This is a genomic window from Vibrio injensis, from assembly GCF_001895205.1.
Taxonomy (GTDB): Bacteria; Pseudomonadota; Gammaproteobacteria; order Enterobacterales; family Vibrionaceae; genus Vibrio; species Vibrio injensis.
The window spans coordinates 527,676-542,045 of sequence record NZ_BDJF01000006.1; the positions used below are offsets into that span (position 1 = coordinate 527,676).

The 14,370-nt window shown below is 45.5% G+C and carries 12 protein-coding genes and 6 tRNA genes; all 18 read right to left on the bottom strand.

All coding sequences use genetic code 11. The features are described from left to right. Positions 1 to 63: 63 nt before the first annotated feature. Positions 64 to 1,194, bottom strand: a complete 1,131-nt coding sequence (locus tag BSR11_RS02440; protein ID WP_072668902.1) for a sodium ion-translocating decarboxylase subunit beta — start codon at positions 1,192 to 1,194, stop codon at positions 64 to 66. A gap of 10 nt (positions 1,195 to 1,204) precedes the next feature. After that, a complete protein-coding gene (gene oadA / locus BSR11_RS02445) occupies positions 1,205 to 2,986 on the bottom strand; it encodes a sodium-extruding oxaloacetate decarboxylase subunit alpha (RefSeq protein WP_072668903.1) in 1,782 nt (593 codons plus the stop codon). 28 nt (positions 2,987 to 3,014) lie between these two features. Then, positions 3,015 to 3,266 carry an oxaloacetate decarboxylase subunit gamma gene (locus BSR11_RS02450; RefSeq protein WP_240004029.1) on the bottom strand — a complete coding sequence of 84 codons (252 nt, stop codon included), beginning with the start codon at positions 3,264 to 3,266 and terminating at the stop codon, positions 3,015 to 3,017. Positions 3,267 to 3,729: 463 nt separating this feature from the next. Next, positions 3,730 to 3,806: transfer RNA gene (locus BSR11_RS02455), tRNA-Arg, on the bottom strand. 67 nt (positions 3,807 to 3,873) lie between these two features. Next, a tRNA-Arg gene (locus tag BSR11_RS02460) sits at positions 3,874 to 3,950 on the bottom strand. Positions 3,951 to 3,983: 33 nt separating this feature from the next. Continuing rightward, positions 3,984 to 4,060: transfer RNA gene (locus tag BSR11_RS02465), tRNA-Arg, on the bottom strand. A gap of 65 nt (positions 4,061 to 4,125) precedes the next feature. Continuing rightward, a tRNA-Ser gene (locus BSR11_RS02470) sits at positions 4,126 to 4,218 on the bottom strand. Between the two features lie 25 nt (positions 4,219 to 4,243). Continuing rightward, positions 4,244 to 4,320 (bottom strand) — tRNA-Arg (locus tag BSR11_RS02475). 49 nt (positions 4,321 to 4,369) lie between these two features. Continuing rightward, positions 4,370 to 4,462 (bottom strand) — tRNA-Ser (locus BSR11_RS02480). Between the two features lie 265 nt (positions 4,463 to 4,727). Further along, a complete protein-coding gene (csrA, locus tag BSR11_RS02485; RefSeq protein WP_072668905.1) occupies positions 4,728 to 4,925 on the bottom strand; it encodes a carbon storage regulator CsrA in 198 nt (65 codons plus the stop codon). 90 nt (positions 4,926 to 5,015) lie between these two features. After that, entirely contained in the window at positions 5,016 to 6,203 is a 1,188-nt protein-coding gene (locus BSR11_RS02490; protein WP_072668906.1) for an aspartate kinase, read from the bottom strand. Between the two features lie 222 nt (positions 6,204 to 6,425). Continuing rightward, positions 6,426 to 9,008, bottom strand: a complete 2,583-nt coding sequence (alaS, locus tag BSR11_RS02495) for an alanine--tRNA ligase (protein ID WP_072668907.1) — start codon at positions 9,006 to 9,008, stop codon at positions 6,426 to 6,428. Between the two features lie 131 nt (positions 9,009 to 9,139). After that, the gene (gene recX / locus BSR11_RS02500) at positions 9,140 to 9,640 is read right to left on the bottom strand and encodes a recombination regulator RecX (RefSeq protein ID WP_072668908.1); all 501 of its coding nucleotides are present in this window, start codon (positions 9,638 to 9,640) and stop codon (positions 9,140 to 9,142) included. 61 nt (positions 9,641 to 9,701) lie between these two features. Continuing rightward, entirely contained in the window at positions 9,702 to 10,751 is a 1,050-nt protein-coding gene (recA, locus tag BSR11_RS02505; RefSeq protein WP_072668909.1) for a recombinase RecA, read from the bottom strand. Between the two features lie 131 nt (positions 10,752 to 10,882). Beyond that, positions 10,883 to 11,374, bottom strand: a complete 492-nt coding sequence (locus BSR11_RS02510; protein ID WP_072668910.1) for a CinA family protein — start codon at positions 11,372 to 11,374, stop codon at positions 10,883 to 10,885. A gap of 100 nt (positions 11,375 to 11,474) precedes the next feature. Beyond that, a complete protein-coding gene (locus tag BSR11_RS02515) occupies positions 11,475 to 12,602 on the bottom strand; it encodes a sulfate/molybdate ABC transporter ATP-binding protein (RefSeq protein ID WP_072668911.1) in 1,128 nt (375 codons plus the stop codon). Further along, on the bottom strand, positions 12,599 to 13,462 hold the full coding sequence (cysW, locus tag BSR11_RS02520; protein ID WP_072668912.1) for a sulfate ABC transporter permease subunit CysW: 864 nt from the start codon (positions 13,460 to 13,462) through the stop codon (positions 12,599 to 12,601). Before cysW ends, BSR11_RS02515 begins: the two co-directional genes overlap by 4 nt. 10 nt (positions 13,463 to 13,472) lie before the next feature. Then, the gene (cysT, locus tag BSR11_RS02525; RefSeq protein ID WP_072668913.1) at positions 13,473 to 14,318 is read right to left on the bottom strand and encodes a sulfate/thiosulfate ABC transporter permease CysT; all 846 of its coding nucleotides are present in this window, start codon (positions 14,316 to 14,318) and stop codon (positions 13,473 to 13,475) included. Between the last annotated feature and the right edge of the window lie 52 nt (positions 14,319 to 14,370).

Genomic DNA, 14,370 nt, shown 5'->3' on the forward strand with positions numbered 1-14,370 from the left:
TTGGAGAGCGTCCGTTTCATTGCTAAGAGTGAAGACACTCAATATTCAGACTCGATGTGTTGCTCAACCTACCAAGGCAAGCAATACTCCAGCAGCAACGGCTGAACCTAATACCCCTGCCACATTCGGCCCCATCGCATGCATTAATAAAAAGTTTTGCGGATTGGCTTCTAAGCCGACTTTATTCACCACTCGAGCAGCCATTGGTACCGCAGAAACACCAGCGGCACCGATCAGAGGATTAATGTCTTCTTTAGAAAATTTATTGAGTAATTTCGCCATCAATACACCGCCAGCAGTACCAATACTGAAAGCAACGGCACCAAGCAATAATATTCCCAGCGTCGAGACATTGAGAAACTTGTCCGCTTGCAGTTGAGAACCGACTCCCAAACCTAAGAAGATAGTCACAATATTAATCAGCTCATTTTGTGCCGTTTTCGATAATCGCTCAACAACTCCCGCTTCACGCATTAAATTACCTAAACAGAACATACCAACCAAGGGGGTCGCTGCCGGAAGAAATAAGATTGCCATCAACAACACTAACAATGGAAAGATCATTTTTTCCAGTTTACTGACAGGGCGAAGCTGAGCCATCTTAATTTGACGCTCTTTTTCCGTAGTCAATGCTCTCATGATTGGCGGCTGAATGATCGGCACCAGCGCCATATAGCTATAAGCAGCAACAGCAACCGCCCCCAATAAATCAGGAGAGAGTTTACTGGTCAGAAAAATCGCGGTTGGGCCATCAGCCCCACCGATGATCGAAATCGAAGCAGCATCCGCCATGGTAAAACTGATCCCTGGCACATAATTGAGTAAAATCGCACCAAATAAGGTGGCAAAAATCCCAAACTGCGCCGCAGCACCCAGCCATAACGTTTTCGGGTTAGCAATTAAAGCACCAAAATCGGTCATGGCTCCTACGCCAAGGAAGATCAACAACGGGAAAATACCTGACGCAATACCTATGTGATAAACGTAGTAAAGCAATCCACCGGGGTCGGTAAAACCAGCATTAGGAATGTTGGCTAAAATCGCTCCAAAACCAATCGGCAGCAATAATAACGGCTCAAATCCTTTGCCAATGGCTAAAAATAGCAATCCCACACCAACCAAAATCATGATTAATTGGCTGAGTTCAAAATTAGCAATCCCAGTTTCATTCCATAGAGTTAACAATCCGTCCATGTGATAACCCCTATGCCAGACTTAAGATTGGCGTACCAACGGAGACAGCATCACCTTCTTTGACATGTAGTGCTTGGACGACACCATTACGTGCAGCACGCACTTCCGTCTCCATTTTCATTGCTTCTAAAATCACCAATACATCACCTTCAACCACTTCGCACCCTGGTTGAACTTGAACTTTAAAGATATTGCCAGCGAGCGGTGCTGGCACAGCTTCTACGGTTGATACTGAAGCTACCGCAACGTGAGGCAAAGCTTGAGCGGCGACAGAAGTCAATTCTCCCTGAGGGCCCACCTCCACTTGATAAATTTGACCGTCAACCTTAACGCTGTAAGTCTCAACACCTTTTTGCGCGACACTCGTCTGTCGATTTTCTGTCGGTACAGAGGATTGAGGCGCAAGATTAGGTGCGGGTTCAAATGCTGAAGCATCACCTCGGTGTTTTAAAAACTTCAAACCAACCTGCGGGAAAAGGGCATAAGTTAGTACATCATCAACGGCTTGCTCAGCAAGAGAAATCCCTTCAATTTTGGCCTTCTCTAATAATTCGCTCGTTAAGTTAACCATCTCTGCTTGTAAAAGGTCCGCAGGACGACAGGTGATAGGTGACTCACCTGCGAGTACTTTTTGCTGTAACTCATGATTAACCTCGGCAGGTGTCGCGCCATACTCGCCCTTCAAAACACCAGCCGTTTCTTTGGTAATACTTTTATAACGCTCACCTGTTAAAACGTTAATCACCGCTTGTGTACCGACAATCTGTGAGGTAGGCGTAACCAAAGGAATATAACCGAGATCATGGCGCACTCTCGGGATCTCTTGCAGAACTTCATCAAGACGATCAGCCGCTCCTTGCTCTTTTAACTGGCTCTCCATATTGGTCAACATACCACCAGGTACCTGAGCAATCAGGATTCGTGAATCAACCCCTTTTAACTGCCCCTCAAATTGAGCGTACTTTTTACGTACTTCACGGAAATAGGCAGCAATTGGCGCTAATTGCTCAAGACTCAGTTGTGTATCACGCTCTGTCCCTTGCAGCATCGCAACGACGGTTTCCGTTGGCGTATGACCATAGGTTTGACTCATCGACGAAATCGCGGTATCCAGAATATCTACCCCAGCTTCAACCGCTTTAATCGCGGTTGCCGTCGACAGCCCAGTGGTTGCATGACAATGCAAGGCTAGAGGCACTGCGCAAGACGCCTTAATCCGCGAAATCAGTTCTTCCGCTTCATAAGGTTTAAGTAGCCCAGACATATCTTTAATGCACAAAGAGTGGCAGCCGAGATCTTCTAAACGTTTCGCAAGATCGACCCAAGTCTGAGTATTGTGAACTGGGCTAGTAGTGTAAGAAAGTGTCCCCTGAGCATGAGCACCAACATCGATCGTTGCTTTTACTGCTTGTTGAAAATTACGTACATCGTTCATCGCATCAAAAATACGAAATACATCCATGCCATTGGCATGAGCGCGTTCTACAAATTTGGCGACAACATCATCGGCATAATGACGATACCCTAATAAATTTTGGCCGCGTAACAACATCTGCATCGGCGTATTGGGCATCGCTTGTTTTAATGCCCGTAAACGATGCCAAGGGTCCTCACCGAGAAAACGAATGCACGCATCAAATGTCGCTCCACCCCATGTTTCCAGTGACCAATAGCCGATCTTATCTAACTCTGCCGCAATCGGCAGCATATCTTCCAAGCGCATACGAGTCGCAAATAATGACTGATGTGCATCACGTAGGACCACATCGGTGATAGCAAGTGGTTTAGACATGCTGATTAACTCCTTTTAATTCTTACAATTAGACTGCTGAATGTCGGTATTGATGTACCGCGGCAGAAATGGCCGCCACAACCTGAGGATTTGCAGTCGTGGCTGAAGGGATACGGTTATGGGCTGGGACAGGCTTCGCTTCTGGTAGTGCCTCATCGGGGAGACATTTGGACATCAGTCGAACCAGATAGACCAAAATAGTTAAAAAAACAAATACTACCGCCATTCCTGTACCCATTAAGGTTGCGGCATCGATAAGCAGGCTTCCAATATCAATCATGTTGCTTCCTTTCTCTGTCATCCTGACAATCTGCTTGAGAAATTACATTGACGGCTACAGCGTCTTGGCCTCACTTAGAACATTATCATTGGTGATAAAAATGCCTATCAGCGATTGAGATGACTTACTCAAAGCTTAGATAAAAGCGAGGTCAGCAGGGATTATCTCGACTGGCGAAAAATTGTCAATTTGCTTTAAACATCTTTGACCAAATCGGGGCATGTAAGTCATAGAAGCGTCACATGAATCACATAAACGAGTGTAATATTGGCTAAATAAGAGCAGAGATTATATTCAAAATAGCAAGTTTGGTGAGTTTTGATACTCCGACAAACGATATTGCCATTAATTGCAAAAAGCATTTATTGAAAACAAAGACTTGTAAATTAAAACAACAAAAAATGTTAATGAAAAGTTAAATCAAGGGAAATAAAAAACCCCGCCTAAGCGAGGTTCTTATAAATGGCGCGCTCAGGAGGATTCGAACCTCCGACCGCCTGGTTCGTAGCCAGGTACTCTATCCAGCTGAGCTATGAGCGCGCAGATGTTTTATCTATTCATTCACACCACTAGTGAAGAAAAGAATCGGTGATCACTCACCGTAATATGGCGCGTCCTGGAGGATTCGAACCTCCGACCGCCTGGTTCGTAGCCAGGTACTCTATCCAGCTGAGCTAAGGACGCAAGGCTAATGATTGACATCACTAGTTTAAAATATGGCGCGCTCAGGAGGATTCGAACCTCCGACCGCCTGGTTCGTAGCCAGGTACTCTATCCAGCTGAGCTATGAGCGCGCAAGAGTGATTTTCATCACTAACTATTTCTTTTAAAACAAAAATGTTGACCTCAGGTCAACAAATGGCGATGAGGGAGGGATTCGAACCCTCGATACGGCTACAAACCGTATACTCCCTTAGCAGGGGAGCGCCTTCAGCCTCTCGGCCACCTCACCACATATTTATACTCTAAAAGAAATATGGCGCGTCCTGGAGGATTCGAACCTCCGACCGCCTGGTTCGTAGCCAGGTACTCTATCCAGCTGAGCTAAGGACGCGCTGTCACTTATTTCTACAAATTTCTTCATCTAAACAAGCGCCACAAGATGGCGATGAGGGAGGGATTCGAACCCTCGATACGGCTACAAACCGTATACTCCCTTAGCAGGGGAGCGCCTTCAGCCTCTCGGCCACCTCACCGTCTTGCGGAGGCACATATTACGATTTACCCAAAATATGTCAAACACTTTCTTGGTAAAAAAAACAAAAACCACATCAACCGTTGGCAATTTAACCAAAGCGTTGAGAATTTGCACTTTAGAAAAAGTATAGGTAAAAACAAACACCTAAATAATCTCGCACACGACTTATCACACAGACACTCAAAATGCGCTATCTCGACTGTCATGGCGGTAAATAAAAAACCAGAAAGGCTGACAATCGTCAGCCTTCCTCAGTTCAGTAATTAGTAATTGCCAGTCGTGGCGTTACCATTACCTTTTTCAGCTTGAATGCGCATGTAGATTTCTTCACGGTGCACAGACACCTCTTTCGGAGCATTCACACCAATACGAACTTGGTTACCTTTTACGCCCAGAACTGTTACGGTTACTTCATCACCGATCATCAGTGTTTCGCCAACGCGGCGAGTCAAAATTAGCATTCTTTGCTCCTTGAGTATTCTCTGTATTATCTTGCAACAACACTATTATCTACTAAAAGTTATATTTTCGTAAACTCTATACTCTCTAAATCAGCCTAAAAAGGCTTGTTTAGCCTGAAACTGCAATAAAGTATCCGAATGAATATAAGCTTCGTGCAAAATATTAGCCGCACTATCAACCTTGTCCGGCGCAAGCATTAACATTAACGAGTGTGAGGTGTGAGATACATAATGCACATTAATACCGTTCTCGGCCAACAATGTGCAGGCATGCTCCATCAAAGCAGGGGCTTGCAAACCAACTGTCGTGAGTAAACTCACCTGCTCACTATTACGGATTTTATCGTGGAACACCAGATCCAACTTAGCATAAGCATCGCGTTTTATGACCACACCTGCCCATTCTGTCTCCTCGATCACATTCCAAAGTTCAATCGCTAGCATCTGACACTGTTTAATTAAACCAGCTAAGCTGTCATGAGGAACGGTGACTAAAGCCATATCGCGTTGTATCGCTACGCCACAGACTCTTTGTGTACCGACTTCCCCTTTAATTAAACTGCCATGATTAACATCGAACGTTGATAACACTCGTAAAGGCACTTGATGCTTCCATGCATATTGCACGCAAGGTAAATGCAACACTTTAGCGCCTTTACGCGCCATCTCTTCCATAGATGGGAAATCTATCACGTCTAGCTTTTTGGCTGTAGGCACCACTCGTGGATCACAAGTGTACACACCATCAACATCCGTGAATATTTGACACTCATCAGCTCTCAGTGCTCCAGCGAGTGTTACTGCACTCGTATCGGAGCCTCCTCGCCCTAAAGTGGTGATATCCCCATTGTCATTAATACCTTGAAAACCTGCCACTATCACAATCTGATCTTGCTCTAATAGCTCAGTAATCGTTTGAGTATCAATGTTCTTAATCGTTGCGTCATTGTGTTGATTATCCGTCACAATCTTCGCCTGAGCTCCGGTTAGTGAGCGAGCAGCATACCCTAACTTATTTAAGGTCATCGCCAACAGTGCCATCGACACTTGCTCACCAGCAGAGAGCAAAACATCAAGTTCTCGAGCAGTAGGAACGCTATCGATTTGTTGGGCGAGACCCAATAAACGATTAGTTTCTCCTGACATTGCCGAAACGACAACGACAACTTGATTACCATCATTCTTCGCTTTAATGATGTGTTCGGCTACGGTATACATTCTTTCGATTGAACCAACCGACGTTCCGCCGAACTTTTGCACGATAAGGGGCTTTTTCACCAGTATTCACCTTCCCAAGACCAAAGTCTCATTAGGTTCAAACAATATCATAATCAACCAGTACACTAATCAACCTATTGATTATTTGTTTGAAGAGTATAAACAACAAAACCAAGTGAGTAATTGGTTACGGTTAAAATAACGTCAATTACACCACTTGGTTAACCAGATAAAGTTACGCTCAATCAAAAAAACAGTGATTGAGCGTAAGTTATCATTATTTTATAGACGCTCAGCAATCCAAGCGTCTACTGACTCTAAAGCCAATGGCAGTGCTTGTGCGTCACTTCCCCCAGCTTGAGCCATATCAGGACGACCACCACCCTTGCCACCAACTTGCTGAGCAACGAGGTTAACCAGCTCACCGGCTTTGACTTTGGCGGTCAGATCGTTAGTTACGCCAGCAATTAAACCAACTTTGTCGTCAGCTACATTGCCAAGTAAAATAATACCACTACCCAATTGGTTTTTAAGTTCATCCACCATGCCACGTAAGGCTTTATTATCAGCGCCATTCAATTGCGCCACGAGGACTTTAACACCCGCGATTAATTTAACCTGATCGATCAAGCTAACACTCGCTTGTGAAGCAAGTTTATCTTTCAGTTGCTGGATTTCTTTTTCCAATTGCTTAGTTTTTTGCACCGCTTCCGATAATTTCTCTTCGTACTTGTGCTGCTGAGTATCCAGTGCATCCAGTGCGGCTTCACCCGTTACGGCTTCGATACGACGGATCCCTGCCGCAATTCCTCCTTCAGAGAGAATCTTAAATAGGCCAATATCGCCAGTATGTGACGCATGAATACCACCGCATAATTCAGTCGAGAAATCACCCATCGACAAGACACGCACTTGTTCATCGTATTTCTCGCCAAACAGCGCCATCGCGCCTTTTTGCTTGGCTGACTCGATGTCCATCACATGAGTTTCAATTACATGATTTAAACGAATTTGCGCATTAACTAAACGTTCAACTTGCTTAATTTCTGCTGCGGTCATCGCTTCTAAATGAGAGAAATCGAAACGCAAATTTTCGGCTCTAACCAGTGAGCCTTTTTGCGTCACATGCTCACCGAGCACTTGACGTAAAGCGGCGTGCAATAAGTGGGTCGCTGAGTGATTGAGTGAGATCGCATTGCGACGTTTTTCATCCACCAAGGCTTCTACATGATCGCTACTTGCTAATACACCTTCTTGCATCACACCATAATGGGCAATGGCATTACCCAATTTCTGGGTATCTTCTACTTTAAACACACCCGAAGCGGTTCTCAGTAAGCCAGCATCACCGCATTGACCACCGGATTCAGCATAAAACGGCGTCGTTTCCAAAACCACAATCGCTTTATCACCCGCGGATAGCGCCGAAACTTCTTGTCCATCGACAAACAAGGCAGATACCGGACTCATTTGCTGGGTCGCGCTATAACCACAAAATTCCGTTTCTCCATCAACCTTAATCAGGCTGTTGTAATCGGTGCCAAAATTGCCTGCATCGCGCGCGCGCTGACGCTGCTCTTCCATCGCAGCTTCAAAGCCTTCTTCATCAATTGTGAAACCACGCTCACGCGCGACATCATTGGTTAAATCCGCAGGGAAGCCGTAAGTATCATAGAGTTTGAATACGGTTTCACCATCTAAAACCGAACCTTTAACCGCATCCAATGCATCGTTGAGAATCGCCATACCGCGCTCTAATGTACGACCAAAGTTTTCTTCTTCGATACGCAGTACTTTTTCCACTAAGGCGTGCTGTTTCTTAAGCTCTTCGCCAGCGCTGCCCATTACCTCGGCTAACGGTGCTACGAGTTTATGGAAGAAAGCTCCTTGTGCTCCTAATTTGTTACCATGACGAACTGCACGGCGAATGATGCGGCGCAGCACATAACCACGACCTTCATTCGACGGCATCACACCATCCACGATCAAAAAGGCACAAGAGCGAATATGGTCAGCGACAACACGTAATGATTGATTAGTGAGATCTTGGTAACCAATAACGTCTGCTGCGGCTTTGATTAACGTTTGGAAGACGTCAATCTCATAGTTGGAATGAACCCCCTGAGTGATCGCCGAAATACGCTCGATACCCATTCCGGTGTCAACCGAAGGCTTAGGCAATGGTTCCATTTTTCCGTCAGCGTGGCGATTAAACTGCATAAAGACCACGTTCCAGATTTCAATAAATCGATCGCCATCTTCTTCAGCTGAACCTGGAGGACCACCCCAAATATGCTCACCATGATCGTAGAAAATTTCCGTGCAAGGGCCACAAGGTCCTGTATCACCCATTTGCCAGAAGTTATCCGACTCGTAAGCTTTACCACCAGGCTTATCGCCAATACGAATAATACGATCTTGGGGAATACCAATCTTCTGATGCCAAATATCAAACGCTTCATCGTCGGTTTGATAAACGGTGACCAATAGACGCTCTTTAGGAAGCTTAACCACTTCGGTTAAAAACTCCCACGCATACTGAATGGCATCTTCTTTGAAATAATCGCCAAAACTGAAGTTGCCTAGCATTTCAAAAAAAGTGTGGTGACGAGCAGTAAAGCCAACGTTTTCTAGATCGTTGTGTTTACCACCAGCACGAACGCAGCGCTGAGCTGTCGTAGCGCGAGTATAGGCGCGTTTTTCTAGGCCTAAAAAGCAGTCTTTAAATTGGTTCATCCCAGCATTGGTGAATAGCAGGGTCGGATCGTTTGCAGGCACCAATGACGAACTGTCAACGATTTGGTGTCCTTTACTTTCAAAGAATGAGAGGAACGCGCGGCGAACCTCATCGGTGCTCATAAACATGCAGCTCTTCCTGAATAACTCAAGTTAGAATTTTGCGTATTGTAAAGCATGGATAAGGCTTCGCCTAGTTTTCTTAAATAAAAGCCGCTAATGGTGATAGAAAAGAAGCGTGATAGACAGTTATATAGCGTTTAGTTCATCTCTTCTTGATCATTCAAAGCGTAGTGAATCTGTTCAAAACTGAAACCTCGAGACTGTAAAAATCGCACCCGCTTTGCCTGTTCTTTGGCTTCAAGCGCAGCTTGGGCTTTAAACTTTTTTTCTGCTAGCTGCTTGGCAAGTTGAAACCAATCGGGATCAAGCTGCTGTAACGCGGTATTGACCAGATCATCGGCAACTCGATTTTGCTGCAATAACTGACGAATTCTCCGCTCACCATGGCCTTTGTTCATGCCTTGGCGAATGGCACTCAAAGCGTAACGTAAATCATCAAGATAACCGTATTCTCGACAAGAATTCATCACAGGTTGTACCTCCTCATGATTAAACCCTTTGAGGAGTAACTTTTGCAGCAATTCATATTCACTGTGATCTCGACGAGACAATATCCGCAAAGCCGTTTCTTTAGGAGAACTAACGGCTAAAGCATTTTGATGTCGATGGGGAGAACGCGAGGATAAAGGAGAATGCATCGTTTTCGCTCCAATAAGAAAGCCCTGCACAGCAGGGCTTAAAGAGTAGTCAGGCGTTAGATTATAACTCTTCTTCCTGTTCAGGAATCACGCCAAATTCAGGCTCATCGAGCGGAACTTGTTCAGGGCTGAGTAACATCTCACGCAATTTGCTATCAATCGCCTTGCTGGCTTCAGGATGCTCACGCAAGAACTTACAAGCATTGGCTTTACCTTGGCCGATTTTATCGCCATTGTAACTGTACCAAGCACCGGATTTTTCAATCAGCTTATGTTTAACCCCTAAATCGACCAACTCACCCTCACGGTTAAATCCTTGTCCATACATGATTTGAGTATTGGCTTCTTTAAACGGAGCTGCGATTTTATTTTTAACGACTTTAATGCGGGTTTCATTACCAACCACTTCTTCGCCTTCTTTAATCGCGCCAGTACGGCGAATATCTAATCGAACAGAGGCATAGAACTTCAGAGCATTACCACCGGTTGTGGTTTCTGGGTTGCCAAACATCACGCCAATTTTCATCCGAATTTGGTTGATGAAAATACACATACAGTTCGACTGCTTCAAGTTACCCGTCAGCTTACGCATCGCTTGAGAAAGCATACGGGCTTGTAGCCCCATGTGGCTATCACCCATTTCACCTTCGATTTCTGCTTTTGGTGTTAGCGCAGCAACAGAGTCAACAACGATGACATCGACGGCACCTGAACGCGCTAGTGCATCACAAATCTCTAATGCTTGCTCACCAGTATCAGGCTGAGAGACGAGTAAATCGTTGATTTTCACACCCAGTTTCTGAGCATAAATAGGATCAAGAGCGTGTTCAGCATCAATAAACGCACAGGTTTTACCTTCACGTTGTGCAGAAGCAATTAACTCAAGAGTTAAGGTTGTTTTACCCGAAGATTCAGGACCATAAACTTCAACAATCCGCCCCATTGGTAAACCGCCGGCACCCAATGCGATGTCAAGAGAAAGAGAACCGGTTGAAATCGTCTCTACATCCATAGTACGGTTATCACCGAGCAGCATGATAGAGCCTTTACCGAATTGCTTTTCAATTTGACCGAGCGCTGCGGCTAAGGCTTTTTGTTTATTCTCGTCCATTACTTTCTCCAGACTGTCACCTTGCGGTGAAAAGTTTCGCGATTGAGTGCGACGTTATCGTCAACTTGCTACTTATTATACTGTTGATTCATACAGTGTCCAGAGCTGTATGAAGATTTTTGCGCCTTAGTTCAAATCGTCGAAGATAAATGGTCACTGATGATTTGTAACGCATGGATGATCGCTTGCTCGCGAACGCTCACTCTATCCCCTTGAAAAAAAATCGTTTCTACTCTCCGCCAATCTTGGTTACTTGCCCAAGCAAAACACACTGTGCCGACGGGCTTATCTTCCGTTGCTCCTGACGGACCAGCGATACCACTGATCGCCACTCCAATGGTCGCTTGTGAATGCAACAGGGCTCCCTGCACCATTTCTAGCACAACCGGTTCAGACACCGCGCCATATTCCAATAAGGTTTGTGAGCGTACGCCGAGCATCTCTTGTTTGGCTTGATTACTGTAAGTGACAAAAGCGCGATCGAACCAAGCCGAGCTGCCTGCTGTCTCAGTGATAGCATAGGCAACCCCACCTCCCGTACATGATTCTGCGCTAGTCATTATTTGCTGAGCCGCCAATAGCTGCTGTCCGACTTGTTGGCTAAGTGCGATAAGGTTACTCATGCTACCCCCTACTTATTTTCGATCCAATCATCCAAAATCATAAAACATAATGGGTACCATTCGGTACCCATTGATTAACATCGCACAGTCATGATGACTCTTAAATTTCAAACATCAAACTGTCCGCATCGAGGAACGGCCAGCGAATAACCTGAGGAGATTGACTTTGTTCGTCAAAAAAATACCCGACCTGTGGCATAGCAAATACTTTGTCACCACGAGCAATAGGCTGCTCATTTAAAGCGCGATGAGTCAGTTTCGCTTCCCATGGTTCAGGGCTTTGCCAACCGATAGGTGCAAGCTCGACTCGTACCTCCGCACCAACAGGATTAATCGACAAGACCTCACAAGGTAAGTACGCTTGACTGTTCTCTTTGAGAGAAATACTCAACTCATGACTACGAACGTAAAGTGTTCCAGTTTGTTGAATCGCCCTCTGCTGAGGCGGCAAAATAAAAGCCTGATCATTTTGCCAATGGGGAGCCTGCCACTGAGCAGGAAAAACATTCACATTACCAAAAAAGTCGAACACAAAACGACTGTTCGGCTCAGCGTACAGCTGAACAGGGGTATCGACTTGTTCAATACGACCATTACTCATCACCACCACACGATCAGAAAGCTCTAAGGCCTCATCTTGATCGTGCGTAACAAAAACACTGGTAAAGCCGAGTTCATCATGCAAACTGCGTAACCAGCGACGTAACTCTTTACGTACTTTGGCATCGAGTGCACCAAACGGCTCATCCAACAACAATACTTCTGGTTGAGTGGCCAATGCTCTCGCCAATGCAATACGCTGTTTTTGTCCACCCGATAACTGCTCTGGATAGCGATCCGCCAAGTGACCAAGTTGAACGATTTCAAGCAGTTGCTTGACTCGTCGAGCGATTTCAGTCGATGTTGGCCGTTGGCGACGCTCCATCACTTGTAAACCAAAGGCTACGTTATCTGCAACGGTCATGTGCCGAAACAGAGCGTAATTTTGAAACACGAATCCAACTCGACGATCACGAACATGAACATGGGTCACGTCGCGGTCACGAAAATGAATGTGTCCCGTATCCGCACCTTCTAAACCAGCGATAATACGTAGTAAGGTAGTTTTTCCAGATCCAGAAGGGCCCAGTAAACCAATCATTTCTCCGTCATCAATATGTAAAGAGAGCGGTGATAAAGCCTGAAATGCTCCAAAGTTTTTGGAAATATTATCTAAACGAATACTCATACCGTCTCTTGCTCACTATTTGTTTTGCTTTGATTATGTTCTTGTCGCCATTCAACAATCGCTTTTAACACTAACGTCAACAAGGCGATAAATGCCAGTAATGAAGCGCTCGCGAACGCCGCTTGCGATTGATAATCTTCATATAATACTTGGACATGCAAAGGGAGTGTGTTGGTCTCACCGCGAATATTGCCAGAGACCACCGCTACCGCACCAAATTCACCAATCGCCCTAGCATTGGTTAAGATCACCCCGTAGATAAGAGCCCATTTGATATTCGGTAACGTCACTCGACGAAACAATTGCCACCACGAAGCCCCTAAAATTACCGCAGCTTCTTCATCCGAGCGGCCTTGCTGCTGCATCAGTGGGATCAGCTCTCGGGCAACAAACGGGCAAGTCACAAACACCGTGACCAATACGATCCCCGGCCAAGCAAACATCACCTGTAAATCACGGTCAAATAGCCACTGACCTAACCAGCCATTACTGCCATAGAGCAGTAAGTACAACAGACCAGCAACAACAGGTGAAACTGCAAAGGGAATATCTATGATTGTGGTCAGTACCTTACGTCCCGGAAATTCAAAACGCGTCACCGCCCAAGCGAGCAACACCCCGAAAACCAAATTAATAGGCACCGTTAATAGAGCAACGAATAACGTCAAACTGATCGCATGACGTGTATCGGGTTCGAGTAAATGACCAATATAAGCCGATAGCCCGCTCGCAAACGCTTGCTGAAAAATACTGACTAATGGGATCACTAAAAGTAAAGTAACCCAGAATAGCGCTAATCCTATCAAGCTCCATTTCACCCAAGGCGTTTCACCGACTCGTCTCGGCTGTAATCCTTTCATCGCCTTCTCCTTAACGCCCATGAATACGGCGTAAATAAGCACCTTGCCATAGATTAATCATCAGCAGTAACAACAAAGAAGCCACTAGCACCACAGAAGCAATCGCGCTCGCCGCAGGAAAATCAAACTCTTGTAAGCGTACAAAAATCATTAATGATGTGATTTCACTGACATAAGGCATGTTACCTGCGATGAAGATCACCGCACCAAACTCTCCCAAACTGCGCGTAAATGAAAGCGCGACGCCAATCAATAGAGCGGGCTTTAACGAGGGCATGATCACTCGCCAAAATACCGCTCGATCCGTCGCACCAAGGGTCATGCCAGCTTCTTCTTCCTCTTTGGAAATCTCTTCTAACACTGGCTGAACCGTACGAACGACAAAAGGCAAACTGGTAAATACCATCGCCAATACAATCCCTAAAGGGGTGTAAGCAACCTTGATACCGAGCTCACTAAGCACACTTCCTACCCATCCGTTGGTTGAGTACAGCGTCGCTAAGGTTATTCCTGCCACTGCCGTGGGGAGCGCAAAGGGTAAGTCGACTAACGCATCCAAGACCCGTTTGCCATAAAAATCATAACGAACCAAAACCCACGCCAATAAAAGCCCCAATAAACCGTTAAATAATGAGGCAATCAAAGCCGCTCCGACAGTGACTTTATAACTGGCGACGACTCTGGGATCGGCGATAACCTGCCAATACTCTGTCCAAGACATATTGCTGGTTTGAATGATTAAACCACTCGCTGGCAGCAATAAAATTAAACTAATAAAAAATAGCGAGGTCCCGAGACTAACCCCAAAGCCGGGCAATACTCTTTTATGACGTGGTCGCGTGAGAGAACGGCTCATAAACCCTCTGCAAAAAACTTAAGCGTAAGATAGCCACTTATCGAAATAAGTG

Coding starts and splice junctions, on each gene's coding strand:
- BSR11_RS02440 (WP_072668902.1), bottom strand. CDS start 1,194: ATGGACGGATTGTTAACTCTATGGAATGAAACTGGGATTGCTAATTTT.
- oadA (WP_072668903.1), bottom strand. CDS start 2,986: ATGTCTAAACCACTTGCTATCACCGATGTGGTCCTACGTGATGCACAT.
- BSR11_RS02450 (WP_240004029.1), bottom strand. CDS start 3,266: ATGATTGATATTGGAAGCCTGCTTATCGATGCCGCAACCTTAATGGGT.
- csrA (WP_072668905.1), bottom strand. CDS start 4,925: ATGCTAATTTTGACTCGCCGCGTTGGCGAAACACTGATGATCGGTGAT.
- alaS (WP_072668907.1), bottom strand. CDS start 9,008: ATGTTTATGAGCACCGATGAGGTTCGCCGCGCGTTCCTCTCATTCTTT.
- recX (WP_072668908.1), bottom strand. CDS start 9,640: ATGCATTCTCCTTTATCCTCGCGTTCTCCCCATCGACATCAAAATGCT.
- recA (WP_072668909.1), bottom strand. CDS start 10,751: ATGGACGAGAATAAACAAAAAGCCTTAGCCGCAGCGCTCGGTCAAATT.
- BSR11_RS02510 (WP_072668910.1), bottom strand. CDS start 11,374: ATGAGTAACCTTATCGCACTTAGCCAACAAGTCGGACAGCAGCTATTG.
- BSR11_RS02515 (WP_072668911.1), bottom strand. CDS start 12,602: ATGAGTATTCGTTTAGATAATATTTCCAAAAACTTTGGAGCATTTCAG.
- cysW (WP_072668912.1), bottom strand. CDS start 13,462: ATGAAAGGATTACAGCCGAGACGAGTCGGTGAAACGCCTTGGGTGAAA.
- cysT (WP_072668913.1), bottom strand. CDS start 14,318: ATGAGCCGTTCTCTCACGCGACCACGTCATAAAAGAGTATTGCCCGGC.